This window comes from Rhizobium sp. SAFR-030 (genome assembly GCF_059415005.1).
This window is the reverse complement of record NZ_JBPFDO010000004.1, coordinates 143,497-167,921: the sequence shown is the minus strand read 5'-3', so window position 1 is coordinate 167,921 and position 24,425 is coordinate 143,497. Positions and strand designations below refer to the sequence as shown.

29 protein-coding genes are annotated in these 24,425 nt (G+C 63.6%); 24 read left to right on the top strand and 5 right to left on the bottom strand.

The genetic code is table 11. The features are described from left to right. Positions 1–48 precede the first annotated feature (48 nt). The gene (locus ACR65N_RS13760) at positions 49–945 is read left to right on the top strand and encodes a fructose bisphosphate aldolase (RefSeq protein ID WP_440457481.1); all 897 of its coding nucleotides are present in this window, start codon (positions 49–51) and stop codon (positions 943–945) included. A gap of 165 nt (positions 946–1,110) precedes the next feature. Continuing rightward, positions 1,111–2,025, top strand: coding sequence for a PhzF family phenazine biosynthesis protein (locus ACR65N_RS13755; RefSeq protein ID WP_440457480.1), 915 nt, complete (start codon positions 1,111–1,113; stop codon positions 2,023–2,025). 21 nt (positions 2,026–2,046) lie between these two features. Here the strand turns inward: ACR65N_RS13755 and ACR65N_RS13750 are convergent, their stop codons facing one another. Together ACR65N_RS13750 and ACR65N_RS13745 are read right to left on the bottom strand one after the other, a co-directional pair. Continuing rightward, positions 2,047–3,417 (bottom strand): FAD/NAD(P)-binding protein, encoded by a 1,371-nt coding sequence (locus ACR65N_RS13750; RefSeq protein ID WP_440457479.1) that lies wholly within the window; start codon positions 3,415–3,417, stop codon positions 2,047–2,049. Between the two features lie 133 nt (positions 3,418–3,550). After that, a complete protein-coding gene (locus ACR65N_RS13745; RefSeq protein WP_440457478.1) occupies positions 3,551–3,712 on the bottom strand; it encodes a hypothetical protein in 162 nt (53 codons plus the stop codon). A gap of 245 nt (positions 3,713–3,957) precedes the next feature. Between ACR65N_RS13745 and ACR65N_RS13740 the strand changes: the two genes are divergently transcribed. After that, a complete protein-coding gene (locus tag ACR65N_RS13740) occupies positions 3,958–5,208 on the top strand; it encodes an MFS transporter (protein ID WP_430304482.1) in 1,251 nt (416 codons plus the stop codon). Between the two features lie 127 nt (positions 5,209–5,335). Then, positions 5,336–6,160, top strand: a complete 825-nt coding sequence (locus ACR65N_RS13735; protein WP_440457477.1) for an MBL fold metallo-hydrolase — start codon at positions 5,336–5,338, stop codon at positions 6,158–6,160. Positions 6,161–6,186: 26 nt separating this feature from the next. On the opposite strand, the gene ACR65N_RS13730 is transcribed toward ACR65N_RS13735, so the two are convergent. After that, the gene (locus ACR65N_RS13730; RefSeq protein WP_430304479.1) at positions 6,187–6,690 is read right to left on the bottom strand and encodes a pyridoxamine 5'-phosphate oxidase family protein; all 504 of its coding nucleotides are present in this window, start codon (positions 6,688–6,690) and stop codon (positions 6,187–6,189) included. A gap of 206 nt (positions 6,691–6,896) precedes the next feature. On the opposite strand from ACR65N_RS13730, the gene ACR65N_RS13725 reads away from it, so the two are divergent. The 3 genes from ACR65N_RS13725 (at position 6,897) to ACR65N_RS13715 (ending at position 9,318) form a co-directional block, all read left to right on the top strand. After that, complete coding sequence (locus ACR65N_RS13725) at positions 6,897–7,643, top strand: YebC/PmpR family DNA-binding transcriptional regulator (protein WP_440457476.1); 747 nt, start codon at positions 6,897–6,899, stop codon at positions 7,641–7,643. A gap of 169 nt (positions 7,644–7,812) precedes the next feature. Next, positions 7,813–8,559: a sulfite exporter TauE/SafE family protein gene (locus ACR65N_RS13720; RefSeq protein ID WP_440457475.1), complete on the top strand. Its 747-nt coding sequence runs from the start codon at positions 7,813–7,815 to the stop codon at positions 8,557–8,559. Positions 8,560–8,676: 117 nt separating this feature from the next. Further along, positions 8,677–9,318, top strand: coding sequence for a hypothetical protein (locus ACR65N_RS13715; protein WP_440457474.1), 642 nt, complete (start codon positions 8,677–8,679; stop codon positions 9,316–9,318). Positions 9,319–9,351: 33 nt separating this feature from the next. Here the strand turns inward: ACR65N_RS13715 and ACR65N_RS13710 are convergent, their stop codons facing one another. Both ACR65N_RS13710 and ACR65N_RS13705 read right to left on the bottom strand, forming a co-directional pair. Then, a complete protein-coding gene (locus ACR65N_RS13710; RefSeq protein WP_440457473.1) occupies positions 9,352–10,350 on the bottom strand; it encodes an LLM class flavin-dependent oxidoreductase in 999 nt (332 codons plus the stop codon). Positions 10,351–10,462: 112 nt separating this feature from the next. Then, positions 10,463–11,764, bottom strand: a complete 1,302-nt coding sequence (locus tag ACR65N_RS13705; protein ID WP_440457472.1) for a hypothetical protein — start codon at positions 11,762–11,764, stop codon at positions 10,463–10,465. Positions 11,765–11,953: 189 nt separating this feature from the next. Between ACR65N_RS13705 and ruvC the strand changes: the two genes are divergently transcribed. The 17 genes from ruvC (at position 11,954) to tilS (ending at position 24,417) form a co-directional block, all read left to right on the top strand. Then, on the top strand, positions 11,954–12,463 hold the full coding sequence (gene ruvC, locus ACR65N_RS13700) for a crossover junction endodeoxyribonuclease RuvC (protein WP_440457471.1): 510 nt from the start codon (positions 11,954–11,956) through the stop codon (positions 12,461–12,463). 69 nt (positions 12,464–12,532) lie between these two features. After that, positions 12,533–12,793, top strand: coding sequence for an AbrB/MazE/SpoVT family DNA-binding domain-containing protein (locus ACR65N_RS13695; protein ID WP_440457470.1), 261 nt, complete (start codon positions 12,533–12,535; stop codon positions 12,791–12,793). Then, on the top strand, positions 12,774–13,208 hold the full coding sequence (locus ACR65N_RS13690; protein WP_440457469.1) for a type II toxin-antitoxin system VapC family toxin: 435 nt from the start codon (positions 12,774–12,776) through the stop codon (positions 13,206–13,208). The genes ACR65N_RS13695 and ACR65N_RS13690 overlap by 20 nt, the downstream gene beginning before the upstream one ends. Further along, positions 13,205–13,822, top strand: coding sequence for a Holliday junction branch migration protein RuvA (ruvA, locus tag ACR65N_RS13685; protein ID WP_430304470.1), 618 nt, complete (start codon positions 13,205–13,207; stop codon positions 13,820–13,822). The genes ACR65N_RS13690 and ruvA overlap by 4 nt, the downstream gene beginning before the upstream one ends. A gap of 58 nt (positions 13,823–13,880) precedes the next feature. Further along, positions 13,881–14,165: an AbrB/MazE/SpoVT family DNA-binding domain-containing protein gene (locus ACR65N_RS13680; RefSeq protein ID WP_440457468.1), complete on the top strand. Its 285-nt coding sequence runs from the start codon at positions 13,881–13,883 to the stop codon at positions 14,163–14,165. Beyond that, a complete protein-coding gene (locus ACR65N_RS13675; RefSeq protein ID WP_440457467.1) occupies positions 14,162–14,569 on the top strand; it encodes a type II toxin-antitoxin system VapC family toxin in 408 nt (135 codons plus the stop codon). Before ACR65N_RS13680 ends, ACR65N_RS13675 begins: the two co-directional genes overlap by 4 nt. Further along, positions 14,566–15,606 (top strand): Holliday junction branch migration DNA helicase RuvB, encoded by a 1,041-nt coding sequence (gene ruvB / locus ACR65N_RS13670; RefSeq protein ID WP_440457466.1) that lies wholly within the window; start codon positions 14,566–14,568, stop codon positions 15,604–15,606. Before ACR65N_RS13675 ends, ruvB begins: the two co-directional genes overlap by 4 nt. Before the next feature lie 75 nt (positions 15,607–15,681). Next, complete coding sequence (locus ACR65N_RS13665; RefSeq protein WP_440457465.1) at positions 15,682–16,197, top strand: NUDIX hydrolase; 516 nt, start codon at positions 15,682–15,684, stop codon at positions 16,195–16,197. A gap of 51 nt (positions 16,198–16,248) precedes the next feature. Beyond that, positions 16,249–16,467, top strand: a complete 219-nt coding sequence (locus ACR65N_RS13660) for a hypervirulence associated TUDOR domain-containing protein (protein ID WP_440457464.1) — start codon at positions 16,249–16,251, stop codon at positions 16,465–16,467. A gap of 155 nt (positions 16,468–16,622) precedes the next feature. Then, positions 16,623–17,069, top strand: coding sequence for a tol-pal system-associated acyl-CoA thioesterase (ybgC, locus tag ACR65N_RS13655; RefSeq protein ID WP_440457463.1), 447 nt, complete (start codon positions 16,623–16,625; stop codon positions 17,067–17,069). Between the two features lie 232 nt (positions 17,070–17,301). Further along, a complete protein-coding gene (gene tolQ, locus ACR65N_RS13650; protein WP_440457462.1) occupies positions 17,302–18,021 on the top strand; it encodes a protein TolQ in 720 nt (239 codons plus the stop codon). 27 nt (positions 18,022–18,048) lie between these two features. Beyond that, positions 18,049–18,507: a protein TolR gene (gene tolR, locus ACR65N_RS13645; RefSeq protein WP_430304460.1), complete on the top strand. Its 459-nt coding sequence runs from the start codon at positions 18,049–18,051 to the stop codon at positions 18,505–18,507. Positions 18,508–18,516: 9 nt separating this feature from the next. Further along, positions 18,517–19,647 carry a cell envelope integrity protein TolA gene (tolA, locus tag ACR65N_RS13640; protein WP_440457461.1) on the top strand — a complete coding sequence of 377 codons (1,131 nt, stop codon included), beginning with the start codon at positions 18,517–18,519 and terminating at the stop codon, positions 19,645–19,647. A gap of 82 nt (positions 19,648–19,729) precedes the next feature. Further along, on the top strand, positions 19,730–21,049 hold the full coding sequence (tolB, locus tag ACR65N_RS13635; protein ID WP_440457460.1) for a Tol-Pal system beta propeller repeat protein TolB: 1,320 nt from the start codon (positions 19,730–19,732) through the stop codon (positions 21,047–21,049). A 161-nt stretch (positions 21,050–21,210) separates the two neighbouring features. Then, positions 21,211–21,747, top strand: coding sequence for a peptidoglycan-associated lipoprotein Pal (gene pal, locus ACR65N_RS13630; RefSeq protein ID WP_430304457.1), 537 nt, complete (start codon positions 21,211–21,213; stop codon positions 21,745–21,747). 172 nt (positions 21,748–21,919) lie between these two features. Continuing rightward, positions 21,920–22,915: a tol-pal system protein YbgF gene (gene ybgF, locus ACR65N_RS13625; protein WP_440457459.1), complete on the top strand. Its 996-nt coding sequence runs from the start codon at positions 21,920–21,922 to the stop codon at positions 22,913–22,915. Between the two features lie 2 nt (positions 22,916–22,917). Then, positions 22,918–24,417, top strand: coding sequence for a tRNA lysidine(34) synthetase TilS (gene tilS, locus ACR65N_RS13620; RefSeq protein WP_440457458.1), 1,500 nt, complete (start codon positions 22,918–22,920; stop codon positions 24,415–24,417). Positions 24,418–24,425 lie beyond the last annotated feature (8 nt).

Here is a 24,425-nt window from a genome sequence, read left to right as displayed (position 1 = left end):
ACTTGATACAAGCGTAGTACGCCGACTTTAAGGGACAGGAGTGTAAGCATGGGATACGCCAAGATGTTGGACAGGATGGGTTCAGCGCCCGGCTTCATCGCCGCACTGGATCAGAGTGGCGGTTCAACACCGGGAGCCCTGCGTCTCTACGGCGTGTCTGAAAAGGATTATCAGGGCGACGAGGAAATGTTCCGCCTGATGCACGCCATGCGCGTCCGCATCATGAGCGCCCCCGCCTTTAACGGCGACAAGGTCATCGGCGCCATCCTGTTCGAGCGGACGATGGATGGCGATGTCGATGGCCAGCCTGTGCCGTCCTACCTCTGGGAGAAGCGCGGCGTCGTGCCGTTCCTGAAAGTCGATAAGGGTCTGAACGCGGAAGAAAACGGCGTCCAGACGATGAAGTCGATGCCCGATCTCGATACGCTCCTGATCCGCGGCCGCGAGAAGGGGATGTTCGGAACCAAGATGCGGTCGGTGATCGCCCATGCGGACAAGGCCGGCATCGCCGCCGTTGTCGAGCAGCAGTTCCAGGTGGCCCGTCAGATCATCGGGCAGGGCCTCATGCCGATCATCGAGCCGGAAGTTTCCATCAACAGCCCGACGAAACAAGAAGCCGAAGCAATCCTCCGCGACGAGATCGTCGAGCAGCTCGACAAGCTTCCGGCCGGCGAGACCGTCATGCTCAAGCTGACGATCCCGACGGTCCCCGACTTCTACGCACCGCTCGTCGCCCATCCGTCGGTGGTGCGCCTCGTCGCGCTGTCAGGCGGCTACAGCACCGCCGATGCCTGCGAAAAGCTCAGCCATAACCATGGCATGATCGCCAGCTTCTCGCGCGGCCTGACGGAAGGCCTGCACGTGACGATGAGCGATGCGGAATTCGATGCCAGGATGGCGGCGACGATCGACCAGATCTACGCGGCAAGCGTCAACAAGGTCTGATACGCGCCTGAAGCGCTGCCGCGCGCATTCTGTGGAGGAGATAGGAGGGTCGCCCCGGAAACGGAGCGGCCCTTCAGCGTTTCCGATGTATTGCTTCAAAAACTCTGGCTGGTCGCGCTCATCAGGCGGCGGATAGGGTAGCGCAATCAGCAGAGGGAGCCGGTCATGGCCGAAGCCGCATTCGTCACCGTCGATGTGTTCACCGAAGAGCGGTTCGCCGGCAATCCACTCGCCGTTTTCACCGACGCGCGCGGTATCGACGACGACGCGATGCAGAAGATTGCCGCCGAGTTCGGCTATTCGGAGATCACCTTCGTTCTGCCGCCCGATGATCCCGCTCACGATGCGCGGGTGCGGATCTTCACGCCGACGACCGAAGTTGGGTTCGCCGGCCATCCGAATGTCGGCACCGCCTTCGTTCTCAGCCAGCAGGCCTTGCTGTTCGGCAAGCCCGTCGGCGACATCCTGCGGTTCGAGGAGGGGGCAGGGATCGTCGAGGTGCAGATCATCCGCGACGGTGGCCAGGTGACGGGTGCGGCGATCCGTGCGCCGCAGCCTTTATCGGTCGGTCGGGAAATTTCGCTGCCGCTCGTTGCCGCCTGCGCGTCGCTGCCAGAAGCGGCGATCCGCATCGACCGCCACCCACCGCTGTTGCTGTCGGTCGGCCTTTCGTTTGCGTTCGTCGAAGTTGCGGATTTGGCAGCGCTTGTGGCGGCAAGGCCCGATACCGCGGCCTTCCGGGATGCGGCGGCGAGGATGACGCCGGACGGTGATTTCCCGTTGTTTCTCTACGTTGTCGATCCGCAGGATCCAGCCAAGCTTCGCGCCCGGATGTTCGCGCCGCTCGACAATGTGCCGGAGGATCCGGCCACCGGAAGCGCCTCCGGGGCGCTTGCCGCCTACCTCGCCAGCCGCGAGCCGTTGGTCGACGGCAGGCTCGACTACATCATCGAGCAGGGGATCGAGATGGGGCGGCCGAGCCACATCGAGGTGTCCGTCGAGAAGCGTGGGGGTGCGGTCGACGGCGTCACTATCGCCGGGCGATGTGCGGTGGTGATGCGCGGAACGATCTCGCTCTAGCGCGTCGGCTCCAGATCCGCCTCAGGCCGCAGCGCCGATGCTGACGGCCTGGGCGATCTCCGATGCGACGGCCTGGGCCTGCACGCGAATGTCCGGCACAGCGGTGATCTCCCAGAAGCGTCCGGCGGTCAGCGCGCCGACGGCGAAGATGTGCGGATGCACGCGTCCATCCGCAGCGACCAGATGCGCCCGGTCGTCGACCACGACACCGAGACCCAGAGGATCGCCCTGCAGGAGGCCGCGCTGGGCCATCGTCTGGAGCAGCGGCGAGTGTCTGATCCCGGCGCGCTCCATGCCCGTGCAGTTGACGATCCAGTCGGCGCCGATCCTGTTCATCTCCGCGCTGCCGCGGCTGCGGTAGGTGATCAGGGCGCCGGCGCCGCTTGCCTCGATGCGCTGCAGGTAGCCGGCGTGCACCTTGACCGTGCCGTCGTCGATGAGCGTCTGGAATTCCCGGCCGACATCCGGCGCCAGACGATGGCGGTGCACGGTCCACCAGGCCAGCGCGTGGCGGAGAAACCGGCCTTTTTGCGCGACCGAAAGCTGCTGCCAGAGCCTCTGCGTCTGCGGTCGGAGGCCATCAAGGACGCTGCGCCACGGTGCACCCTGCCGCACCTCATGGCGGATCGCCTGCAGGAGTGCGCTGAGTTGCGTGGTGTCCGGCAGTTGCGGGGCAACCGGCGGCGTCGGCTGGTCGAGATGCGGATGCGGCACCAGGCCGCGGCGGGAGAGGACGTCGACCGTCCCGCGATGGCCGCGCGCGCGCAGTGCCAGCACCTGGTCGACCATGGTGAGGCCCGAGCCCAGCATGCAGATCCGGTCGTCGCGGCCAACCTGGGTCAGCCAGCCCAGCCGCCACGGATTGTCGACGATCTTCGTGCGGATGGACGCAGCAATGGCATCGGCCGGAACCGGCAGCGGCGCCGTGCCGACCCCAAGGCAGAGGATGGTATGGCAGGCGGCGAGTTCATCGTTGTCGACCAGCCGGATCAGCGTTGTCGACGGCGATATGTCGATACAGCCGATCGCCCGCGACTTGATGAAATCCACCCGCGGCCGGTTGGCCCGGTCGCGCAGGAGGGCGGCAAGCCGGTCGCGCAGGTAAAGCCCGAAATCGCTGCGGCTGGCGAAGTCACCGCCGCCGACCTCGCGGCCGGCTTCCGCCAGCCAGTCGAGGAAATCCTCAGGCTGATCCGGATAGATCGACATGCGGGCGGCCGGCACGTTCAGCCGGTGCTGGTAGAATTCGCTGCGATAGGCTGTGCCGCGGCCGAAACCCGGATCGTCGCCGACGACGGCGATACGTGAAGAGGCGGGCAGTAGGCGCAGCAGGTTGATGGTGGCAGCGATGGCCGAAAACCCTGCGCCGACGACGGCGACGTCGTACTTCATGGACGCTCCTCGTTTTCCGCGGGCTGCGATCTGCGCAGCGGCGGCTCCGGTTGACCGTCGGTGTAATCTCTATCAACTCCGTCGAGATTTCAATGGCTGGCCTGACGACAGGTTCCGGAACGGCTGCGAGAGGTCAGGTGAAGTCGCGCAGCAGCAGGGTCAGCGCCCACAGGGCAAATGCCACCACCGCGAGTTTCCAGAAATCGGCGCGACGCTTGAGACCAGGCAGGCCGAGCGGCTTGATGATCTGCGCGATCATCGCCAGGATGAGGAGGAGGCCGATCAGTTTCGTCATGTTTTTCCTGCAGCGGGCGGCCATCAGCCACAGGCTGGACATTTTTCGCCTGCACCACAGATAGGCCGTGGGGGCGAGATTCGGAACCATTGTTTTGTTCGGGCGTGCCGGGCCTTGCTTCCCCGCGCCGTCGATCCCGTGCAACCACACGTTTACCGCAGCGGCCGGATCGACAGAGCAGCTTAACACTTGCCGTGCTAGTCGTGCGGCAGAACCTGAACCGGACTTACCAACGGTCGATGTAAATGCCTCGCAACATACTGCCCGTCCTCAGCCTCCTCCTCGGCACTCTGTTTCTCTTCCTCGGCAACGGCTTGCAGGGTCTTCTCCTGCCGGTGCGCGGCACGATGGAGGGCTATTCCAACGAGGTGCTCGGCCTTCTCGGCACGACCTGGGCAGGCGGGTTCGTGCTCGGATGTTTCGTCGCGCCGCAGCTCGTCCGGCGGATAGGCCATGTACGGGCGTTTTCGGGCTTCGGGGCGATCATCTGCCTCAATGTGCTGGTGACCGGCATCGTCGTCGACGACGTCGCCTGGCTCACGCTGCGGGCCGTCACCGGATTTTGCACCGCCGGCACCTCGATGATCATCGAAAGCTGGCTGAACGAGCGGGCGACCAACGAAAGCCGCGGGGCGATCTTCTCGTTCTACATCGCCATCACCCTGATGGGCGTGGTCGGCGGTCAGCTGCTCGTGGGGCTTGCGGACGTCTCGACGCCGCTGCTGTTCATGATCTGCGGCATTCTCTACTGCATCGCCATCCTGCCGACGACACTGTCGACCGCCGCTTCGCCGCAGCCCTTGAAGCGGGTAAGCCTCGACCTGCCGGCGCTTTATCGCAATTCGCCCGTGTCGTTCATCGGCATCCTGATGATCGGCACCGCCAATGGCGCCTATGGTACGCTGGTGGCAGTCTTTGCAGCACAAGCGGGTTTGCACCAGGGAACGATCGCGGTGATGGTGTCGATCACCATCTTTGCCGGCGCCATCATGCAGTTCCCGGCCGGCCGGCTGTCGGACCGGATGGACCGACGCTACGTGCTGGCGACGCTTTCCGGCGTCTCGGCGGTGGCCGGCCTGCTGCTGCTGACGCTCCAGCCGCTCAACGTCTACCTTATCATCGCGCTGGTGGCCGTCTACGGCGCGACCGCCAACGCGCTCTACCCGATCGCCGTGGCGCATGCCAACGACTTCGCCAGCCCCGAGGATTTCGTCAAGGTGTCCGGCGGCCTGCTGCTGCTGTTCGGCATCGGCACGATCATCGGGCCGACACTTGGCGGACCGGTGATGACGCATTTCGGCCCGCATGCCTTGTTCGGGGTGACTGCGCTGGCGCATCTGGTGGTGTTCGGTCACTCGATCTTCCGCACGCGTCGCCGCGCCGGGCTGTCGAGTGCCGAGAAGGACAACTACACCACGGCCGCGACGGCCTCTCTCGCCACTCCGGAAAGCCTGATGCTGGATCCCCGGGCACCGGCCGACGGCGAGTCTCGCTGAACCGCCCGACGAATTGCCGCCGCTCTTCCCGCGGATGACGCATTTGTGAGCCCGGCCCACGCTTAAGTGGTGGACGCTTTCGCGCGCCTGTCGCATCCTCCCTCACCGGACCGGACGAGGGGGTGGCATGATGCTGCGGACTGTCGCATTCGCTCTGATACTGCTGTTCATGACGTTTGACGGTGCCGCCGCACAAGGCGCGCAGATGCCCGTCAGCCAGTGCCAGGCGATTGCCGCGGCCATTCCCAAAGTCACCTTCGCCAGCTTTGAGCCATTCGAGACCGCGCAGCTATCGAGCGCCCGCGAGGAGGTGAAGATCACCTTCGTCGGCCACTCAACCTACCAGATCGAGAGCCCGCAAGGCGTCGTCATCGCCACCGACTACAACGGCGCCTATCGTCCGCCGGTGATGCCTGACGTCGTCACCATGAACAAGGCGCATTCCACCCACTTCACGCTTGCGCCGGATCCGGGGATCGAGCATGTGCTGCATGGCTGGAACGAGGTTCCCGGCGACAAAATCGAGCATCGGGTGATGGTCGGCGACAGCTACGTCCGCAACGTGACGACCGACATCCGCAGCTATGGCGGCTTCGAAGAAAACGGCAACTCGATCTTCATCTTCGAGATCGCCGGGCTGTGCATCGGCCATCTCGGCCACCTGCATCACGAGTTGACGGAGAGCCACTATACGGAGATCGGCCGGCTGGACATTCTGATGGTCCCCACGGATGGCGGCCTGACGATGGGTGCCGACAGCATGAGCCGCGTCGTCCAGCGCCTGAGATCGTCGCTCATCCTGCCGATGCACCGGGGCGGATCGTCTCTCGACCGGTTCCTGTCGATGTTCGACGGCCGCTACGACATCGCGACCGCGAAGGACCGGGTGCTGACGGTGTCGATGCGCAGCCTGCCACGCAAGCCAACAATCCTCGTCCCACAGGGGCTGTAGCCACTACGGGACGAGCCTGCCGAGGTTCAGGCGAAGGACAGGTGCTGCTTGACGCCGACCTCGGGCATCTTCTCGTCGTTCATGTTGGCCTTGGCGATCTCCCAGCCGAACTTCAGGCTGCTGTCGGTGGACGCCCAGATTTCGGCATCGTCGACATGCAAAGCAAGAAGCGTCAGCTGCGGGTCGTCCTTGCCATGCTCGTACCAGGCGGCGGTGACGGCGCTCCAGTACTCGTCGATCTTGGCGGCCTCCTTGCGCACTTCGATCACACCGGCGAGGCAGGCGTGGTAGTCGTGGTTCTTGCCGACGACGCAGAAGTGCGCGCGTGTGCCGGGGCGGATGGCATGGACCAGGTCGGTGTCGGTCTTGGTGAAGAACCAGATCGTGTTCGTCTTGGGATCGGCATGCGGCGCCATCGGCTGGAAATGCATCTGCGAGCCTTCAATGCCCAGCATGCCGGCATGCAGTCCATTGATCTCGTCCCACAGCTGGCGGGCCGGCGCGTCGCGTGCTTCCGAAAGACTTACCATTGAAGATCCTTTCACGATCAGGGGTCGGTTCAGAAAACGTCTTCCGTGTTGCTTTGTTCCCCGCCGGACACGCGGCTGGAAACCGCCTTCAAAGGCGCTCGGAAAGGCCTGCCGGATAGGGTCGCGGCCCGCTTTTCTGTTGATCCAGACGGCGTTCCTGCCTATAAGCCGGCCATTCCAGACATATTACGCGATGAAGGGGTGCCATGGCTGGCCATTCACAGTTCAAGAACATCATGCACCGCAAGGGCAAGCAGGACGGCATCCGTTCGAAGATGTTCTCCAAGCTCGCACGCGAAATCACCGTTGCCGCCAAGACCGGTCTGCCGGACCCGTCGATGAACGCCGCGCTGCGTCTGGCGATCCAGAATGCCAAGGCACAGTCGATGCCGAAGGACAACATCGACCGCGCCATCAAGAAGGCCTCGGGCGCCGACAGCGAGAACTACGATGCCGTTCGCTACGAGGGCTACGGTCCGGGTGGCGTCGCCGTCATCGTCGAGGCGCTGACCGACAACCGCAACCGCACCGCGTCCAACGTCCGCTCGACCTTCACCAAGGCTGGCGGCGCGCTGGGTGAAACCGGCTCGGTTTCGTTCTCGTTCGATCATGTCGGCGAGATCGTCTACAAGGCGTCGGCCGGCGACGCGGACACGATCATGGAAGCCGCCATCGAGGCCGGCGCCGACGACGTGGTCTCCGACGATGAAAGCCACACGATCATCTGCGCCTTCGAAAGCCTCGGCGAGGTTTCCAAGGCGCTGGAAGCGACGCTCGGCGAAGCCGATACCGTGAAGACGATCTGGAAGCCGCAGAACACCGTGCCGGTCGACGAGGAAAAGGCCCAGTCGCTGATGAAGCTGATCGACAGCCTGGACGACGACGACGACGTGCAGAGCGTCTATTCGAACTTCGAGGTTTCCGACGAAGTGATGGCGAAGCTTTCCGCCTGATGGGGTCTTGCGGGAGGTGTTTTGCCTCTTAGTCGACAGATCGCGCCGTCCGAAAGGGCGGCGTTTTCGTTTCTGCTTGCAGCATGCCGCTGCGGAAAATTGGCGAGACCGGTCTTTTCCTTCACCCGGGCGGGCCTAGCTCCTCCTCTGGTTCAACGGAGACGCTGATGTGCTCGCGGAATTTATCGACGCTGATTTCCTGATTTTCGTCCTCATCGGCTTTCTCGCCCAGCTCGTCGACGGCGCGCTCGGCATGGCGTTTGGCGTCCTCTGCACGACGGCGCTCCTTTCTGTCGGCGTGCCGCCGGCCGTCGCGAGCGCGATGACCCATGTCACCGAATGTTTTACGACCGCAGCATCGGGCGTCTCCCACGCCTATCAGCGCAATGTCGACTGGCGGCTTGTGGCCCGCCTTGCGCCGGCCGGCATGATCGGCGGCGCGATCGGCGCCTACCTGCTCTCCAGCATCGACGGCGAGGCGATCGCGCCCTTCATTTCCGCCTATCTCATCGCCGTCGGGTTGTTCATCCTCTACAAGGCCTTCCGCCCGCGCTGGCCGCGCGACGTGCATGACTGGCTGGTTCCTTACGTCGGCGCCGCCGGCGGCCTGCTCGATGCGATGGGCGGTGGAGGCTGGGGGCCAATCGTCACGAGTTCGCTTCTCGGTCGCGGCCACGAGCCGAAGAAGGTCATCGGCTCTACCAACCTCACCGAATTCGGCGTGACGCTGGTGATCTCGCTGACGTTCATTGTGACCCTCGGCTGGTCGGAACTGAGCTCCGCCGCGGGTCTGGTGGTCGGCGGCGTGCTGGCGGCTCCCATCGGAGCGCTGGTGGTCAAGCGGCTGCCCGTAAAGCCGCTGATGCTGGCGGTTGCCGTCATCATCATCGCCACGGCGGCCGTGCGGTTCTTCTGAGCCGTCAGCGGCGGCGGGCGCAAGCCCCGCATAGGCCAGGGGTGAAATCGTGCCCGGCAGACGGGATCGCGGCCCCGCGAGTCTTCCTGCCGCAACGCTCTTCTTCAGGAGAACAGCATGGTTTCCTCTCTCGACAGCGTGCGTCTCTGGTCGACGCAGACCGCCATCCGCATCTTCAAGGAGAACGATGCACAGGCAGCCTCGAACGACGGCGGCAGCCGCAGCATGGCGTCAAGCCTGCTCTCCGACTATGGCATCGACAGCTCAGACGACGACCTTCCCGGCTCTACCTATTCGCTCGCCGATCTCCTGGCGGACAGCGGCGCTTCGCAGACGCCGTCGCAGCCCGAGACGCCGTCTGTATCCGACGACGTGGAGAGCGTGTCGTTCATGGCGGGGCTGAAGGCCAAGCTGGAGGAATTGGCCGCATCGCCCTCCACCAAAGCCCAGGCGGATGCGATGCTGGAGGCGCTGGCCGCCGGTACGCTGACGGTGACCGACGCGGTCAAGGGCGAGAAGATCCTCGCCTGGGACACCGGCGACGCGGATGCAGCGCCGACCAAGGCGGCTTCGACCGGCGTTGCGGAGTGGAGCAGTTTCCTGCGCGACAGCCTGGTTCGGGAAGGCGGGGCAAAATATCAGCTGAAGAGCGATGGCAGCTACACCGACAAGGCGACCGGTAACAGCGCCTATTTCGGCATGATCGGCGACGCCTATTACTATCTCACCTGGTCGGCGGCTCCGGCACCGGCGAAGTAATCGCCGGAACCGGATGCCGTTATCGCAAAGAACTCAGGCGGCCTTCTGCATCAGCGGCAGGCCGGCGAACAGTTCGGCGGAACGCAGCCGTGCGCCGATGTCGTGCACCGGCATCGAGATGATCAGTTCGTCGGCACCGGTTTCGGCGAGGAAGCCGGCGAGCTTGGCGTTGACCGTCTCCGGCGAGCCGACCGCCGCATAGCGCAGGGTGTGCTCGACGTTGATCCGCTCCATCTCGGACCACAGCGGTTCCATCGTGTCGACGGGACGCGGGAACTGCGAACGGATGTTGCGACGCAGGTTGACGAACTGCTGCTGCGCCGAGGTGAACAGGTGCTGCGCCTGCGCGTCGCTATCGGCGACCACGCCCATGACGCCGACCATCGCATAGGGCTCGTCGAGCGTCGCGGACGGCTGGAACCGTTCGCGGTAGATCTCCAGCGCGTCCATCAGCATGTCCGGGGCGAAATGCGAGGCGAAGGCATAGGGCAGGCCAAGGGCCGCCGCCAGATGGGCGCTGTAGAGGCTGGAGCCGAGCAACCAGATCGGGATGGGCGACTGTATGCCCGGCACGGCCAGGATCGGCTGCTCGTCGGTCGGGGTGCCGAGGTAATGCTGCAGCTCGACGATGTCGTGCGGGAAGTTTTCAGCGCCGGCATCAAGGTTGCGGCGCAGGGCCCGGGCCGTGCGCATGTCGGTGCCCGGGGCACGCCCAAGGCCGAGATCGACGCGCCCGGGAAACAGCGCTTCCAGCGTTCCGAACTGCTCGGCGATCACCAGCGGCGAATGGTTCGGCAGCATGACGCCGCCAGAGCCGATGCGGATCCGCTTGGTCGCAGCGCCGATATGACCGATCACCACCGAGGTTGCGGCGCTCGCGATGCCCGGCATCCCGTGATGTTCGGCAAGCCAGACACGGTTATAACCGAGTTCCTCGGCCGCCTGCGCCAGCTGTCTGGATTCGTCGAGGGCCTGCCCGACGGAATTGCCTTCGGCGACGGGAGAAAGGTCAAGAATGGAAAAGGGGATCATGGAACGCGCTTTTCATAAAGAGATCTGTTGAGGTCTCTATGTAGTTGCTCCAGATCCGATTCTAAGACCCTCCATCATTTTCTCGCCGTGCCCGACGCCCGCCCCGGTGCGCTCAGGTGACGGAGCGCAGATGGGACTTTTCGCCCGGCAGGCGGTCGTGCTCCGGCCGCCCCGGCGCCACGAAACTGAACAGCGACAAGCGGGTATCGATGGCGCTCGCTTCGCTCATGATGCGCACCATGGCGTTCTCGCTCGCCTGAACGATCTCATGGGTTCGGGAGAGCACGATTTCCGTTTCCCTGGCCGACATGTGTGCAAGCGAAAGCCGCTGGACTTCCAGCTCAACATTCCGCGCCAGTCGCTCGACGGGCGCCGCCACCGTCTCGATTGTTCCGGCGAGCATCATGGCGTCGCGCGTCAGGCTACGCACGTGCCGGAGGCTGTCGCTCAGTTGCTGTTCCATCTCGTGGGTGTGGATCAACAGATCCTGGGTTGTTGCCATGCCCGCATCCGCAAGCTGCCGGGCAAGCACTGCCGCCTGAGGATTTGGCGGCAAGCCGTCTCGCCCATCCTTGTCTGCGAGGACAGCTGCCAGTTCCTCCGCCTTGATCGTCAGGCTTCCGACCGAATGGACCAACTGGGTGACGCTATCGAGAGACCGGCCGGCCGCCTCGCTGGTGTTGAGCGCTTCGGTCGATGTGTTTGCGATCCCGGTGCCGTGCTCTGCGATCCCCGCTAGGCGACGTGCGATGGTGTCGGCATCCCGATGACGCGTATGCGCTGCGCGGTTCAGGACGTCGAGCGCGCCGTTTGCTTTTTGAGCGGCCGGCAAAGCACCGGCAATCCGTTCGCCGATCACCGCAAGGTCGCCTTGGCTGGCACGTCCATGCTCACGAAGCGCCGTGGTGCTGCGATGGGCGGCAGAGAGATTGACGTTCATCATCGAGGCAAGCCGGTTGAAGCGCACGCGCAGACCATCGAGCTTTTCCGGGAAGCTGACATAGAGCAGGCACGAGAGGTCACCATTCGACAGCCGCCGGAGCGCATCCTCCAGCCGCGAAAGCGCCTCTTCCTGATCCGCCTGGCGGGTAGCCGGTTCGCGGCGCAGGCGGCTGATCTCGCGAGCCAGGGCACCGATCTCATCCGCACGTGCCGTATCTGCCACCATCTGCTGGCGGGAGAGTTGGCTGTCATCGTCGTCCTTGGCGAGCCGCCGCAGCGGCGCATCGACCTGGATCGCGATCATCGCGATCGCTGCGCAGCCGGCCAATGCCGCCGCGACGCTGAAGCCCAGGATCTCCGGTGAAAGCCGCGCCGCCTTGATGGCAACGAGGATGACAGCCACGAGGTTGAACGTGACGAAAAACATGATCGTCTCGATCGGCCGGTTCTTCAAGCGGGTGAACATCATCATGATGGACCTCCTGTTTTTCCTGGGTTCAGCTTTAAGCTGATTCGAGGTGTCCGGTTGCCATCCGACTGGCATCGAAGGCCGCTTCGACCGAGTAGCTTTAATCCTTGGTTAACGGTTTCAAGCCGATGTTTCGTTTTTGTTCACATTGCCGCTGGCACGCAGCCGCGGCTCGGGAGTAGACTTGCGGACATGAGCAACACGATTCGCATCATCGGCATCGATCCCGGCCTCAGGCGCACAGGCTGGGGCGTCATCGAGACACTCGGCAACAGCCTGAAGTTCGTCGGATCGGGCACCGTCACTTCCGACGGCGACATGGATCTCGCCTCCAGGCTCTGCCAGCTGCATGACGGGCTGGTGGAAGTCGTGCACGCCTACCAGCCGGACGAGGCGGCGGTCGAGCAGACCTTCGTCAACAAGGACGCCGTGGCGACCCTGAAGCTTGGCCAGGCGCGCGGCGTGGTGATGCTGGTGCCCGCCCGGGCAGGACTGCCGGTTTCCGAATATGCGCCGAATGCGGTGAAGAAGGCCGTGATCGGCGTCGGCCATGGCGAGAAGCAGCAGATCCACATGATGCTGAAGATCCTCATGCCGAAGGCCGAGTTCAAGGGCAATGACGCAGCGGATGCCTTGGCAATTGCCATCTGCCATGCCCACAATCGCGGCGGCCATCGGATGCGCCAGGCGCTTGCCGGGTAGCAGCCTGCAGCTGGTTTGTTCTTGACTTGTTCCGCCAGATCTTCTAGGTAATACCACAGAGGTATTACCATGCGCGTCACCGAAAAAGGTCAGGTCACGATCCCCAAGCACATTCGCGACCGGCTGAAGATCGGGCCGGGATCGGAGGTCGATTTTGTCGCGACGGGCGATGGTGTGCGGCTCATCAAAGGCAATGCTGATAGCGGAGAGATCAAGGACTTCGACGCCTGGGCGGCAAGCGTCGAGGGTAGGATAGACCTCGGCGGCATGTCGACGGACGAATTCATGGATTGGATCCGGGGCGTGCGCGATGACCTCCACGATCGTTGATACGAATGTCCTGATCGATATGCTCGGTCCGTCATCTGTCGTGCGGGATTGGTCGCGGGACGCGTTGAAGGCTTGTGCTGCACAAGGGGAGCTCATCTTGAATCCGGTGATCTGGTCTGAGCTTGGCGCATCGCCGCTGACCGAAGCGGAAGCCACCGCAGCGTTCTCCTGGTTGGGGATGAAGCGGGAGACCATCACCTTCGAAGCCGCGTTCCTCGCCGGGAAAGCTCACGTCCGCTATCGCAGATCCGGAGGTTTGCGCGAACGTACCTTACCGGATTTCCTGATCGGCGCTCACGCGGCAGTGCGTCGACATCGCCTGCTGACCAGAGACCCGCAGCGATATCGCGCCTACTTTCCGACAATCGAGCTGATCAGCCCCGACACCCACTCCATTGCAGGACCCGCTTCATGATCGGCAAGCTCAAAGGCACCATCGACGAGATCGGCGACGATTACGTCCTCGTCGACGTGCATGGCGTTTGTTACGTCGCCCACTGTTCGGCCCGGACGCTGGGGCGGATCGGATCGGCGGGCGAGGCGATCGTGCTGTTCATCGAGACTTATGTCCGCGAGGATCAGCTGAAGCTGTTCGGCTTCCTCAGCGCGCTGGAGCGGGAATGGTTCAACCTGCTGCAGAGCGTGCAGGGCGTCGGCGCCAAGGTGGCGCTCGCGGTTCTCGCGACCCTTACACCGTCGGAACTTGCCAATGCCATCGCGCTGCAGGACAAGGCTGCGGTGTCGCGGGCTCCGGGCGTCGGGCCGAAGGTCGCGGTGCGCATCGTCACGGAACTGAAGAATCGCGCGCCGGCATTTGCCGGAGACGGGGGAGCCAATATCGGCCTCAAGCAGGAGTTGGGGGAGGGCGTCGCTGCCGCTCCTGTCGCCGATGCCGTCTCGGCGCTCACCAATCTCGGCTATTCGCGTGACCAAGCAGCAAATGCCGTGGCCGCTGCCTTGAAGAACGGCGGCGAGGGCGGCGACAGCGCCAAGCTTATCCGTCTCGGGTTGAAGGAACTGTCACGGTGATAGCTTGTCCCCGGCATTATTCCTTACTATCCTGAGAAAGTAAGGAGATTGGACTGCGATGAACGCCAATATGACACTTACCGCCAAGGGACAGATGACTGTGCCCAAGCACCTGCGTGACCAGCTTCAGATGAAGCCAGGCGACAAATGTTATGCCTGGATCAGAGATGGTGAATTGATCATCGTTCCCCGTAACAAGCCACTTGCGGATCTTCCCGGCATCCTTGGCAGGCCGCCCAGGGAAAGTGACGGCGCCTTACCCGATGTGAAGACCGTCGTCATGGATGCGGCCGTCGAGCGGTTCAAGCACGCTGATACTGATCCCGACGGCGAAAGCCGATGAGCCCGCGCCTGGGCATAGACACCAATATCTTGTTGCGCATCTCCGTTATCGATGATGCACAACAGTCCGAGCGCATTCGTTCGTTCATCGCGCATCTCAAGGAGGACGACGTGCTTTTCGTCAACGTCTCGGTCATTGTCGAGGCGTTCTGGGTGTTGAAGCGCTTCTACCAATATCCGCGCACGGCCATTCTCGATTTCCTGCAGGCGATCCTCGAACGCCGTGAATTCGAGGTGGCCGAATTCGAGGCCGTCGGCAATGCCATTCATGCCTGCCGTCATGGTAGCGTGGACTTCGCCGACGCCCTGCTGAGCGAAATGAACCGGTCCGCCGGCTGTCGGACGACATTCACCTTCGACCGAAAAGCCGCGGCACGCGTGCCCGGCATGGAACTGCTTGCATGACGCTTCCCAATCCCATCCTCTCGCCGGTCAAGAAGGGCGAGGATCTCGACGCGGCGCTGCGCCCGCAGACGCTCGACGAGTTCACCGGCCAGGCGGAAGCGCGCGCCAACTTGAAGATCTTCATCGAAGCCGCCAAGAACCGCGGCGAGGCGCTGGACCACGTGCTGTTCGTCGGGCCGCCGGGTCTCGGCAAGACGACGCTGGCGCAGATCATGGCGAAGGAACTGGGGGTGAATTTCCGCTCGACATCCGGCCCGGTTATTGCCAAGGCCGGCGACCTTGCAGCACTTCTGACCAATCTCGAAGAGCGGGACGTGCTGTTCATCGATGAGATCCACCGTCTCAACCCCGCCGTCGAGGAAATTCTCTATCCGGCGATGGAGGATTTTCAGCTCGACCTGATCATCGGTGAGGGTCCGGCGGCGCGTTCGGTGAAGATCGATCTGTCGAAGTTCACGCTGGTCGCCGCAACCACCCGTCTCGGGCTGCTGACGACGCCCTTGCGCGACCGGTTCGGCATCCCGGTGCGCCTCAATTTCTATACGGTCGAGGAGCTGGAACTCATCGTCCGGCGTGGGGCGCGGCTGATGAACCTCGGAATCACCGAGGACGGTGCACGGGAGATCGCAAGGCGGGCGCGCGGAACGCCGCGCATCGCCGGTCGGCTGCTGCGGCGCGTTCGCGATTTCGCCGAGGTCGCCCGGGCCGAAGCTGTAACGCGGGAGATCGCCGACGAGGCGCTGACCCGCCTTAACGTCGACAACATGGGCCTCGACCAGTTGGACAAGCGCTACCTCAACATGATCGCCGTCAATTTCGGCGGCGGGCCGGTCGGGATCGAGACCATCGCCGCCGGGCTTTCGGAGCCGCGTGATGCAATCGAGGATATCATCGAGCCCTACATGATCCAGCAGGGCTTTATTCAGCGCACGCCGCGCGGCCGGGTACTGACGGGCACCGCCTGGAAGCATCTCGGTCTCCAGCCGCCGAAGGATCTGGAAGCCGCGCAGTTCCGCCTGACCCTCGACGATGAATGAGTTCCAGCTACCGATGCGCATCAGACTGCATCCGGGAATTCTGTCGATCGAACTGAGCTGAGGACCAGGCATATCATGGGACATCGCATCCGGATCAAGACCAGGCCGAAGCTGACCTTCCAGATGCGGGTGGCCGGCCTCGGTTTTCGCGATGGCCACGTGCTCGTCCACCGGGCGGTGCACGAGCCGTTCTGGACATTCCCCGGTGGCGGTGCGGAAATCGGCGAGACATCCGAGCAGACCCTGGCGCGCGAAATGGTCGAGGAACTCGGGGTGCAGGTGCGCGTCGGCCGACTGTTGTGGATGGTCGAGAACTTCTTCCGCTACGAAGGGCGCGACTGGCACGAGCTTGGGCTGTACTACCTGATGGAGATCCCGCCGAGCTTCCCTTTCGCGTCGGGACCGATCATCCATCGGGTGGTCGATGGCGACAGTGAACTCGAGTTCAAATGGGTGCCGGCAACCACCGAGTCCCTGAAATCGCTGGATATTCCGCCGTACTTCATCGCCGACGAGATCGAGACCCTTCCCGAGGTGCCCCGCCATCTGGTGTGGGACGATCGGGACCTGGATGCCCTGCACCGCCTTTGATCCGGGAACCGCTGTCCGCGACGATCGTTCGGAGCGGACAGGAGGTGCAGCATGAAACAACCGCACAAGGGCGACGACGTCTCGTGGAAATGGGGCAAGGGGACGGCGAACGGCGAAGTCACCCAGACATTTACCGACGACGTGACCCGCACGATCAAGGGCAAGAAGATCACCCGCAAGGCGGATGACAAGGAGCCGGCCGTGCTGATCCGCCAGGAGAACGGCAATCGGGTGCTGAAGAGCGCTTCGGAAGTTCACAAGAAGAGCTAGCGCCGGGGCTGCGGTCGTGCCCTCCATGCTCCGCAAAGGGCTCGTCCGGTCGCACGTCATTGCCAGAGCCGTAAAATGCCTGCCGACGGTTTGCGTCGGCCGGCGAAGCCGGTAAGGGAGAGGCTTGATCATCTAACCTGGTTTGGCCTCTGCCCATGTCGGATACCCTCTCCTTTCCCTTATCCGGTGAACTCGTTGACGGCGGTCATCGCCTCGTCCAACGGGTCTATTACGAAGACACGGATTTCTCCGGCCTGGTCTATCACGCTCGCTACCTGCATTTCCTGGAGCGCGGGCGGACCGACTATCTTCGGTGCCTCGGATGCGAGCAGAGCGCGCTTGTTTCGATCGACGAGGAGGGGCTGGTGTTCGTCGTTCACCGCATGGAGATCGATTTCAAGGCGCCGGCGCGGATGGATGACATCCTGACCGTTACGACCCGAACCGAAAAGGCCGGCGGCGCCAAGATGGTGCTCGTTCAGGAGATTCGCCGGAGCGAAACGCTGTTGATCGCAGCCAAGGTGATCATCGCCGTGATCAACCGCAGCGGCCGGCCCCGTCGGTTGCCCGACAGCATCGCCAGCAGCTTCAACGGCAGCTGAGGGTGCGGGGTGCCGCCCTGCGGTAACACATTCTTAACGATAATATTGTCTTACTTGCATCCATGGAATTTGTGCGATGCACGCCTTCCTTTGACCAAATTTGAAGGCGAGAAGGCCAGCTGAAACCTCAGGTAAACGGGCATTTCAGCGCATTTGCGTCTTCATGGGAAACGCTTGCGAACCGGCCCGTATTGGTTACGTGCCGGGCGATTGGATTCGGGGTAGTGGGTAGATGGAACAAGCGGGTTTGGCTGCAGCGGCTAGCGAAGTAAGCCTCTGGTCGCTCTTCATGCAGGCTGGCATCGTCGTCAAGATCGTCATGATCGGTCTGATCGGCGCCTCGGTCTGGACCTGGGCGATCGTCATCGACAAATACGTGAACTTCACGCGCGCCAAGCGCCATTTCGACCAGTTCGAACAGGTCTTCTGGTCGGGGCAGTCGCTGGAAGAACTGTACCGGACGCTCGCCGAGCGCCAGAACACCGGGCTTGCCGCGATCTTCGTCTCGGCGATGCGCGAGTGGAAGAAGAGTTTCGAACGCGGCGCGCGTTCGCCGATCGGGCTGCAGATGCGCATCGACCGGGCGATGGACGTGACGATCGCGCGTGAGAGCGAGGTTTACGAATCCCGCCTCGGCTCGCTTGCCACCATCGGCTCGGCCGGCCCGTTCATCGGCCTGTTCGGCACCGTCGTCGGCATCATGACCTCTTTCCAAGCAATTGCCGGCTCGAAGTCGACCAACCTTGCGGTCGTCGCACCGGGTATCGCCGAAGCGCTGCTGGCAACGGCTATCGGCCTCGTCGCCGCTATTCCCGCGGTCATGGCCTACAACAAGTTCATGTCGGATGCCGGCAAGCTGTCGAGCCGCATGGAAGGATTTGCCGACGAGTTCTCGGCCATCCTGTCGCGCCAGATCGACGAAAAACTTCAGCCGCGCCAGGCGGCCCAGTAAGGCTAACGGCGCCGAGGAGGATACGTCATGGGTATGTCGGCAGGTGGTTCCAAGGCTTCGGGCGGACGGCGTGGTGGTCGACGTGGCCGCGGCCGTGGCGGAGCGATCAGCGAAATCAACGTTACGCCGCTCGTCGACGTCATGCTGGTGCTGCTCATCATCTTCATGGTGGCCGCCCCGATGATGACCGTCGGCGTGCCGATCGACCTGCCAGAAACGCAGGCGAAGGCGATGAATTCCGACACGCAGCCGATCACCATCTCGGTCAATCCGACGGGCGAGATCTACCTGCAGGAAACGCCGATCGCGATTGACGAAGTGGTGCCGAAGCTCGAGGCAATCGCCACCACCGGCTACAACGAACGTATCTATGTGCGCGGCGACACGGCTGCAGCCTATGGCGTGGTCATGAAGGTCATGGCGCGCATTTCTTCTGCAGGTTTCAAGAACATCGGTCTTGTGACGCTGCAGGAACAGGAGAAGTGATCCTCGCGCATGAAGGGTAGTCTCGGCACATCGCTGGTTCTGCATTCCATGCTGGCGGCATGGGCGCTGTTTTCCTACAGCGCTCCGGCGGCCTTCGAGGTCTCGGCTGTCGATGCCATTCCGGTGGACATGGTCCCGGTCGAATCGATCACCCAGACGCAGAAGGGTGACGAGAAGGCACCGAAGAACGAAAAGCCGGCACCGACCCCGACGACGAAGCCCAACATCGTCGAGAACGCCGAAAATGTCGGCGATCGGGATGTCGACCTGAAGACGCCCCCGACGCCGGTAAAGCGCCCGGTGCCGACTGAGACCGCGGCTGCGCCGCCGAAGGTCGAAAAGCCGCTGCCGAACCCGACCAACGAAAACAATCAGGTCAAAGAAATCGCTCCGGAAGAGACGGCGCCGAAGCCGGTAGACACGGCGGCCTTGCCGACGCCGAAGCCCGAGGTGACGCCGCCGACGCCGAAGCCCGACCCGCAGCCGGAGCCCAAACCCGCCGAACAGCAGGCCGAGGAAGTGCCCCTGCCGACCAGCGTGCCGGTGCCCGCCTCGCGTCCGCGTCCGGAGCCGCCCAAGCCGCAGGAAGCAAAGCCGGCCGAGAAGCCCACCGAGCAGACGGCGGAAAAGCCGACGGAGAAGACGCCGGACAAGAAGATTGCCGACAAGAAGCAGGAAACCGCAAAGGCTGCCGCCTCGCAGCAGAGCGACTTCAACGCCGACCAGATCGCGGCGATGCTGAACAAGCAGGAATCCGCCGGGGGTGGCGCCAAGCGCTCGACGGAAGTCGCCTCGCGCGGCGACAAGAAGACCATCGGCACCGGCCTGAGCTCCAGCGAGGTCGACAACGTCAAGGGCCAGATCCAGGGCAACTGGTCGCTGGTTGCCGGCCTGACCTCGGTGGATCAGGTGCGTGTCACCATTCGGGTGCAGCTCGATCCCTCGGGCAACATCGTCGGTCGCCCGGAGATCTCCGCGACCGGTGGGCCTGAGGGCACGCGCCGCGCCGTGGAAAGCAGCACCTATCGCGCGCTGATGCGTTCGGCGCCTCTGAAGAACATGCCGGCCGAGAAATACGACGGCGAAAAAGGATGGAATACCCTGGTGCTGAATTTCGATCCTTCCGAATTCGCACTCTGAACGGCCGGAACTGGAACCCATGTCGGATCAAAACGCCAACTCCGTGCCAAACCCTTCGTGTAAAGCTGAAAGGCTTGTCTCTATGACCAAGTTCTCTCTTTTCCGCGCCCTGATGGTGGCTGCGGGCATGTTGACCGCCGCGGTGGCGGTCACGCCTGCCTATGCCGTCGTCGAGATCAACATCAACAAGGGCAATGTCCAGCCGCTGCCGATCGCCGTGACCGACTTTCAGTCGGGCAACGAGCTCGGTGCGCAGATTTCCGCGGTGATCGCTGCCGACCTGCAGCGCTCCGGCCTGTTTGCGCCGGTCAACAAGGCTGCCTTCATCGAGAAGATCAGTGACCCCAACCAGATGCCGCGTTTCGAGGACTGGAAGGCGATCAACGCGCAGGCACTGGTGACCGGCCGCGTGACGCGCGAGGGCGACGGCCGCCTGCGCGCCGAATTCCGGCTGTGGGATACGTTCGGCGGCCAGCAGATGACCGGCCAGCAGTTCTTCACCCAGCCGGAAAACTGGCGCCGCGTCGCCCATATCATCGCAGACGCCATCTACAAGCAGGTGACCGGCGAAAACGGCTACTTCGACAGCCGCGTCGTGTTCGTCTCGGAAAGCGGCCCGAAGAACGCCCGCCAGCGCCAGCTTGCGATCATGGATCAGGACGGCTTCAACGTCCGCACGCTGACGGCCGGCGGCAAGGACAACATCGTCCTCACGCCGCGCTTCTCGCCGAACCGCCAGGAAGTGACGTACATGTCCTTCGAGGGCCAGCAGCCGCGGGTCTATCTCCTGCAGCTCGAGACGGGCCAGCGCGAAGTGGTCGGCAACTTCCCGGGCATGACGTTTGCGCCGCGCTTTTCGCCGGATGGCCAGAAGGTCATCATGAGCCTGCAGCAGGACGCCAACTCCAATATCTACACCATGGACCTGCGGTCGCGCACCACGACGCGGCTGACCAACACGGCTGCCATCGACACTTCGCCGTCCTATTCTCCGGATGGCGGACGGATCGTCTTCGAAAGCGACCGTGGCGGACGCCAGCAGCTCTACGTGATGAACGCCGATGGTTCCGGCCAGACGCGCATCTCCTTCGGCGACGGCTCCTATTCGACACCGGTCTGGTCTCCGCGTGGCGACCTGATCGCCTTCACCAAGCAGTCGGCCGGCAAGTTCTCGATCGGAGTGATGAAGCCGGACGGCTCGGGCGAGCGCATCCTGACGACCGGCTTCCACAACGAAGGCCCGACCTGGGCACCGAACGGCCGGGTGCTGATGTTCTTCCGTCAGCCGGCTGGTTCGGGCGGACCGCAGCTCTACTCGATCGACCTTACCGGCTACAACGAGCAGGCCATCAAGACGCCGGCTTACGGTTCCGACCCGGCATGGTCGCCGCTTCTCGAATAGTGGCGCCTGACGCCACCCCGTCACTACTCTGCCGCAATGACCTGAAATTGCGGCAGAAGCGGTCAGGTTACCAATCATTAACCATGACTGTTGGCTTCGGATTAACCAGGATCGGTTAGAGTCTGGCAACGTTGAATTTTCTGATCAAGGAGAGACCGGCCATGAGCCGCACGAATATCCCGGCGATGAGCCGCATGCAGACCCTGGCACGCAACCCTGCCGTCATCGCACTGACGCTGGCGCTGGCGCTGGCCGGCTGCGCGAACAAGAAGAACATGCCCAACAGCGCCGGCGATCTGGGCCTGGGTTCGGGTGCAGGCGCCGCGACGCCGGGCTCCAGCCAGGACTTCACGGTCAATGTTGGCGACCGCATCTTCTTCGACACCGACTCGACCTCGATCCGCGCCGATGCCCAGCAGACGCTTGACCGTCAGGCTCAGTGGCTGCAGCGTTACCCGAACTACGCGATCACGGTCGAAGGCCATGCCGACGAACGCGGCACCCGCGAATACAACCTGGCGCTCGGCGCTCGCCGCGCAGCCTCGACGCGCGAATACCTCGCATCGCGTGGCGTACCGGCAAACCGCATGAAGACGATCTCCTACGGCAAGGAACGTCCGGTCGCAGTTTGCGACGACATTTCCTGCTGGTCGCAGAACCGTCGCGCAGTCACCGTTCTGGGTGGCGCCGGCCGTTGATCCTTCGGGGATGAGGGACGGGAAGGCGACCGCGTGGTCGCCTTTTTCCGTTCTCCTTAGTTCTGCCGAACTTGCCCCGTCATTTCGCTTTCAATGCGGTTGTTATCGACTGTAACAGGAACCACCCGCGCCCGGCCGACGGGCCGGCGTCACGAAAAGCAGGACGAACGATATGAGCAAATTTGTCTTGGCAGCGATGCTGGGGCTTGCCGCTAGCACCGCTCCGGCATCCGCGTTCACGCTGTCGAATGTCTTCCCCTCGGCCCAACGGTCGGCGCCGACGGCGCAGCCGTCGCAGGCACCTGTCATCCAGGTGCAGAGCGCCAACGAATCCGTCCGGATCCAGCAGCTGCAGGATGAACTGCGTCAGTTGAATGGGCGTGTCGAGGAAATGAGCTTCCAGCTGCTGCAGATGCAGGAGACGATCCGCAAGGCGCAGGAAGACAACGAATTCCGCTTCCAGGAGCTCGAAAAGAGCCAATCGGGTGGCGGGTCCGCGCCTTCGGTTGCTGCCGCTCCGGCAGCTGGCTCAAAAAAAAACGCTAACGATGAGGTAGCCCGGATCATCGGCAGCCCGGCGCCTTCCGCGCCGGCTGCTGCCGGGACTCCACCGGTTGCTCCCAACGCGGCACCCGGCCCGGCAACCCTCGGCTCCATCGAGATGGACAGCAAGGGAAGCCCGGTCGGCGGCTCCGTCAACCAGGCCGCCCGCAATTCGGCATCGCTTCCCGGCGTCGACAGCGGCGCCGCACCGACCCGTGATCCGCAGCAGACCGCGTCGCTCGGCAATGAAGGCGATGCGTATCGGGCCGCCTACAACCACGTGCTGTCCGGTGATTACAAGCTGGCCGAGACCGAGTTCTCCTCCTACCTGCAGTCGTTCCCGAAGAGCGCGCGGGCGGCCGATGCCAATTTCTGGCTGGGAGAGGCGCAGTATTCGCAAGGCAAGTACAGCGATTCCGCCAAAACCTTCCTCAATGCCCACCAGGCTTTCGGCACGTCGCCCAAGGCGCCTGAAATGCTGCTGAAGCTCGGCATGTCGCTTGCCGCACTCGACAACCGCGAGACCGCCTGCGCGACGCTGCGCGAGGTGCCGAAGCGTTACCCCAATGCGGCGCGTCCGGTGCTTTCCAAGGTGACGAGCGAGCAGAAGCGCCTGAGCTGCTGACCGTGCCGGGCGCAGGGCAGCGTGACGCGCCACTGTCTCCCGTAGAGGCTATCGACCACCTGCTGGCTTACCTGCCGCGGCCGTCACGTCTGCTTGTCGCCGTCTCGGGCGGCAGCGACTCGATCGGTCTGCTTGTCGCTCTGAAACAGGCCATCGACCAATCACCCCCATATACCTTTGAGATCGTTGCCGCCACCATCGATCACGGTCTGCGGCCCGAATCCGCCGCCGAAGCCAGCAGCGTCGGCGACTTTTGTCAGCGCCTCGACATTCCGCACGTGATCCGACGCTGGGCCGGCGTAAAGCCCGCAACGGGTGTCGCCGCTGCCGCCCGGACGGCCCGTTACGACCTGCTTTGCCAAGTGGCCGCCGAGCGGCACGCTTGCGTCATCGTGACCGGCCACACCTTCGACGATCAGATCGAGACGATCGCCATGCGAGGTGCGAGAAGCGGAGGTGCCGGCGGCGCGGGCTCTACCGGCATGGCCTCGTCGACCATCCTCGATCGGCGATTTCCCTTGCTTCGGCCGTTCCTCGCGACCCGCCGCGATGCGATCCGTGACCTGCTGCGCGATGAGGCCATTTCATGGGTGGAGGATCCGAGCAATATCGACCGCCGCTCGGAGCGGGCGCGTTTGCGCCAGGACCTGCCGACCGTACCCGTCGGAGACGAAGCAGAGGTTCTGCGACAATGGCGCGAGGCGGCAGAGGGCCGCCGCCAGCTGAGCGCTGCTGCTGCAGATCTGGCGGGCGACTACCTCAGCCTCCATCACCGGGTAGCGGCAAGGCTGGACCTTGATGTGCTGACCGGCGATCAGGGGGCGCTCAGACTGTTGATCGGCGCCTTGACGGCCGTCATCGGTGGCCGCGTACATCTACCGCCACGCGAGGTGCTGACACGCATCGGCCAGTTTCTCGACATTGCTTCGCCGGGTCGCATGACAGCGGGACGGGTGCTTTTCGAACGTCGCAGAGAAGCGCTCCACATGGTGCGCGAAGACAGGGACCTGCCGATCCTGCGGGTCGAGATCGGCGAGACGGTTGTCTGGGACGGACGGTTCAGGATCTCCAACCACAGCGACCAGGCACTGGATGTCCGTCCGACACTGATGACGTCGGTCCAGGGCGGCGAACGCGGGGAGGGCGGTGCGGATGCTGCCCACCAGCAGCCGATCACCGGCGGCCTGCCGCCGCGAATTGCAAGGCTTGCCCGCCGTTCTTCGCCGATGGTGACAGAATGCCACGGCGAGACCGCCGTCGGTCAGGCCGCTTGGCCGCTGCCTGAGGCAATTGCCGCAGGCGTGACGATCGAGCGGGTTCTCCTGCCGTTTGACCGTTTCCTACCGGAATTTGATTGGCAGCTTGCGAATTCGCTTGCCGCTGTCGCCGAATTGCCGTCATTTCCGCCGTCGCCATTTGACGTTTTCAGCCGGAAAACAGGATCGGCGCCCGCCGTTGCCTTGGCAAGGGGACGGCGCAATCCTATGTTAAGCGACAAGTAAGGCGGATG

What these genes read in the sequence shown, in the direction of transcription:
- pal (WP_430304457.1), top strand. Translation starts at nt 21,211, where the DNA reads ATGAGCCGCACGAATATCCCGGCGATGAGCCGCATGCAGACCCTGGCA.
- ACR65N_RS13695 (WP_440457470.1), top strand. Translation starts at nt 12,533, where the DNA reads ATGCGCGTCACCGAAAAAGGTCAGGTCACGATCCCCAAGCACATTCGC.
- ACR65N_RS13715 (WP_440457474.1), top strand. Translation starts at nt 8,677, where the DNA reads ATGGTTTCCTCTCTCGACAGCGTGCGTCTCTGGTCGACGCAGACCGCC.
- ACR65N_RS13740 (WP_430304482.1), top strand. Translation starts at nt 3,958, where the DNA reads ATGCCTCGCAACATACTGCCCGTCCTCAGCCTCCTCCTCGGCACTCTG.
- ACR65N_RS13735 (WP_440457477.1), top strand. Translation starts at nt 5,336, where the DNA reads ATGATGCTGCGGACTGTCGCATTCGCTCTGATACTGCTGTTCATGACG.
- ACR65N_RS13745 (WP_440457478.1), bottom strand. Translation starts at nt 3,712, where the DNA reads ATGACGAAACTGATCGGCCTCCTCCTCATCCTGGCGATGATCGCGCAG.
- ACR65N_RS13665 (WP_440457465.1), top strand. Translation starts at nt 15,682, where the DNA reads ATGGGACATCGCATCCGGATCAAGACCAGGCCGAAGCTGACCTTCCAG.
- ruvA (WP_430304470.1), top strand. Translation starts at nt 13,205, where the DNA reads ATGATCGGCAAGCTCAAAGGCACCATCGACGAGATCGGCGACGATTAC.
- ACR65N_RS13710 (WP_440457473.1), bottom strand. Translation starts at nt 10,350, where the DNA reads ATGATCCCCTTTTCCATTCTTGACCTTTCTCCCGTCGCCGAAGGCAAT.
- ACR65N_RS13705 (WP_440457472.1), bottom strand. Translation starts at nt 11,764, where the DNA reads ATGATGATGTTCACCCGCTTGAAGAACCGGCCGATCGAGACGATCATG.
- ACR65N_RS13690 (WP_440457469.1), top strand. Translation starts at nt 12,774, where the DNA reads ATGACCTCCACGATCGTTGATACGAATGTCCTGATCGATATGCTCGGT.
- ACR65N_RS13750 (WP_440457479.1), bottom strand. Translation starts at nt 3,417, where the DNA reads ATGAAGTACGACGTCGCCGTCGTCGGCGCAGGGTTTTCGGCCATCGCT.
- ruvC (WP_440457471.1), top strand. Translation starts at nt 11,954, where the DNA reads ATGAGCAACACGATTCGCATCATCGGCATCGATCCCGGCCTCAGGCGC.
- ACR65N_RS13660 (WP_440457464.1), top strand. Translation starts at nt 16,249, where the DNA reads ATGAAACAACCGCACAAGGGCGACGACGTCTCGTGGAAATGGGGCAAG.
- ACR65N_RS13680 (WP_440457468.1), top strand. Translation starts at nt 13,881, where the DNA reads ATGAACGCCAATATGACACTTACCGCCAAGGGACAGATGACTGTGCCC.
- tolB (WP_440457460.1), top strand. Translation starts at nt 19,730, where the DNA reads ATGACCAAGTTCTCTCTTTTCCGCGCCCTGATGGTGGCTGCGGGCATG.
- tolQ (WP_440457462.1), top strand. Translation starts at nt 17,302, where the DNA reads ATGGAACAAGCGGGTTTGGCTGCAGCGGCTAGCGAAGTAAGCCTCTGG.
- ACR65N_RS13730 (WP_430304479.1), bottom strand. Translation starts at nt 6,690, where the DNA reads ATGGTAAGTCTTTCGGAAGCACGCGACGCGCCGGCCCGCCAGCTGTGG.
- ybgC (WP_440457463.1), top strand. Translation starts at nt 16,623, where the DNA reads ATGTCGGATACCCTCTCCTTTCCCTTATCCGGTGAACTCGTTGACGGC.
- ACR65N_RS13760 (WP_440457481.1), top strand. Translation starts at nt 49, where the DNA reads ATGGGATACGCCAAGATGTTGGACAGGATGGGTTCAGCGCCCGGCTTC.
- ACR65N_RS13675 (WP_440457467.1), top strand. Translation starts at nt 14,162, where the DNA reads ATGAGCCCGCGCCTGGGCATAGACACCAATATCTTGTTGCGCATCTCC.
- ACR65N_RS13725 (WP_440457476.1), top strand. Translation starts at nt 6,897, where the DNA reads ATGGCTGGCCATTCACAGTTCAAGAACATCATGCACCGCAAGGGCAAG.
- ruvB (WP_440457466.1), top strand. Translation starts at nt 14,566, where the DNA reads ATGACGCTTCCCAATCCCATCCTCTCGCCGGTCAAGAAGGGCGAGGAT.
- ACR65N_RS13755 (WP_440457480.1), top strand. Translation starts at nt 1,111, where the DNA reads ATGGCCGAAGCCGCATTCGTCACCGTCGATGTGTTCACCGAAGAGCGG.
- tolR (WP_430304460.1), top strand. Translation starts at nt 18,049, where the DNA reads ATGGGTATGTCGGCAGGTGGTTCCAAGGCTTCGGGCGGACGGCGTGGT.
- tolA (WP_440457461.1), top strand. Translation starts at nt 18,517, where the DNA reads ATGAAGGGTAGTCTCGGCACATCGCTGGTTCTGCATTCCATGCTGGCG.
- ybgF (WP_440457459.1), top strand. Translation starts at nt 21,920, where the DNA reads ATGAGCAAATTTGTCTTGGCAGCGATGCTGGGGCTTGCCGCTAGCACC.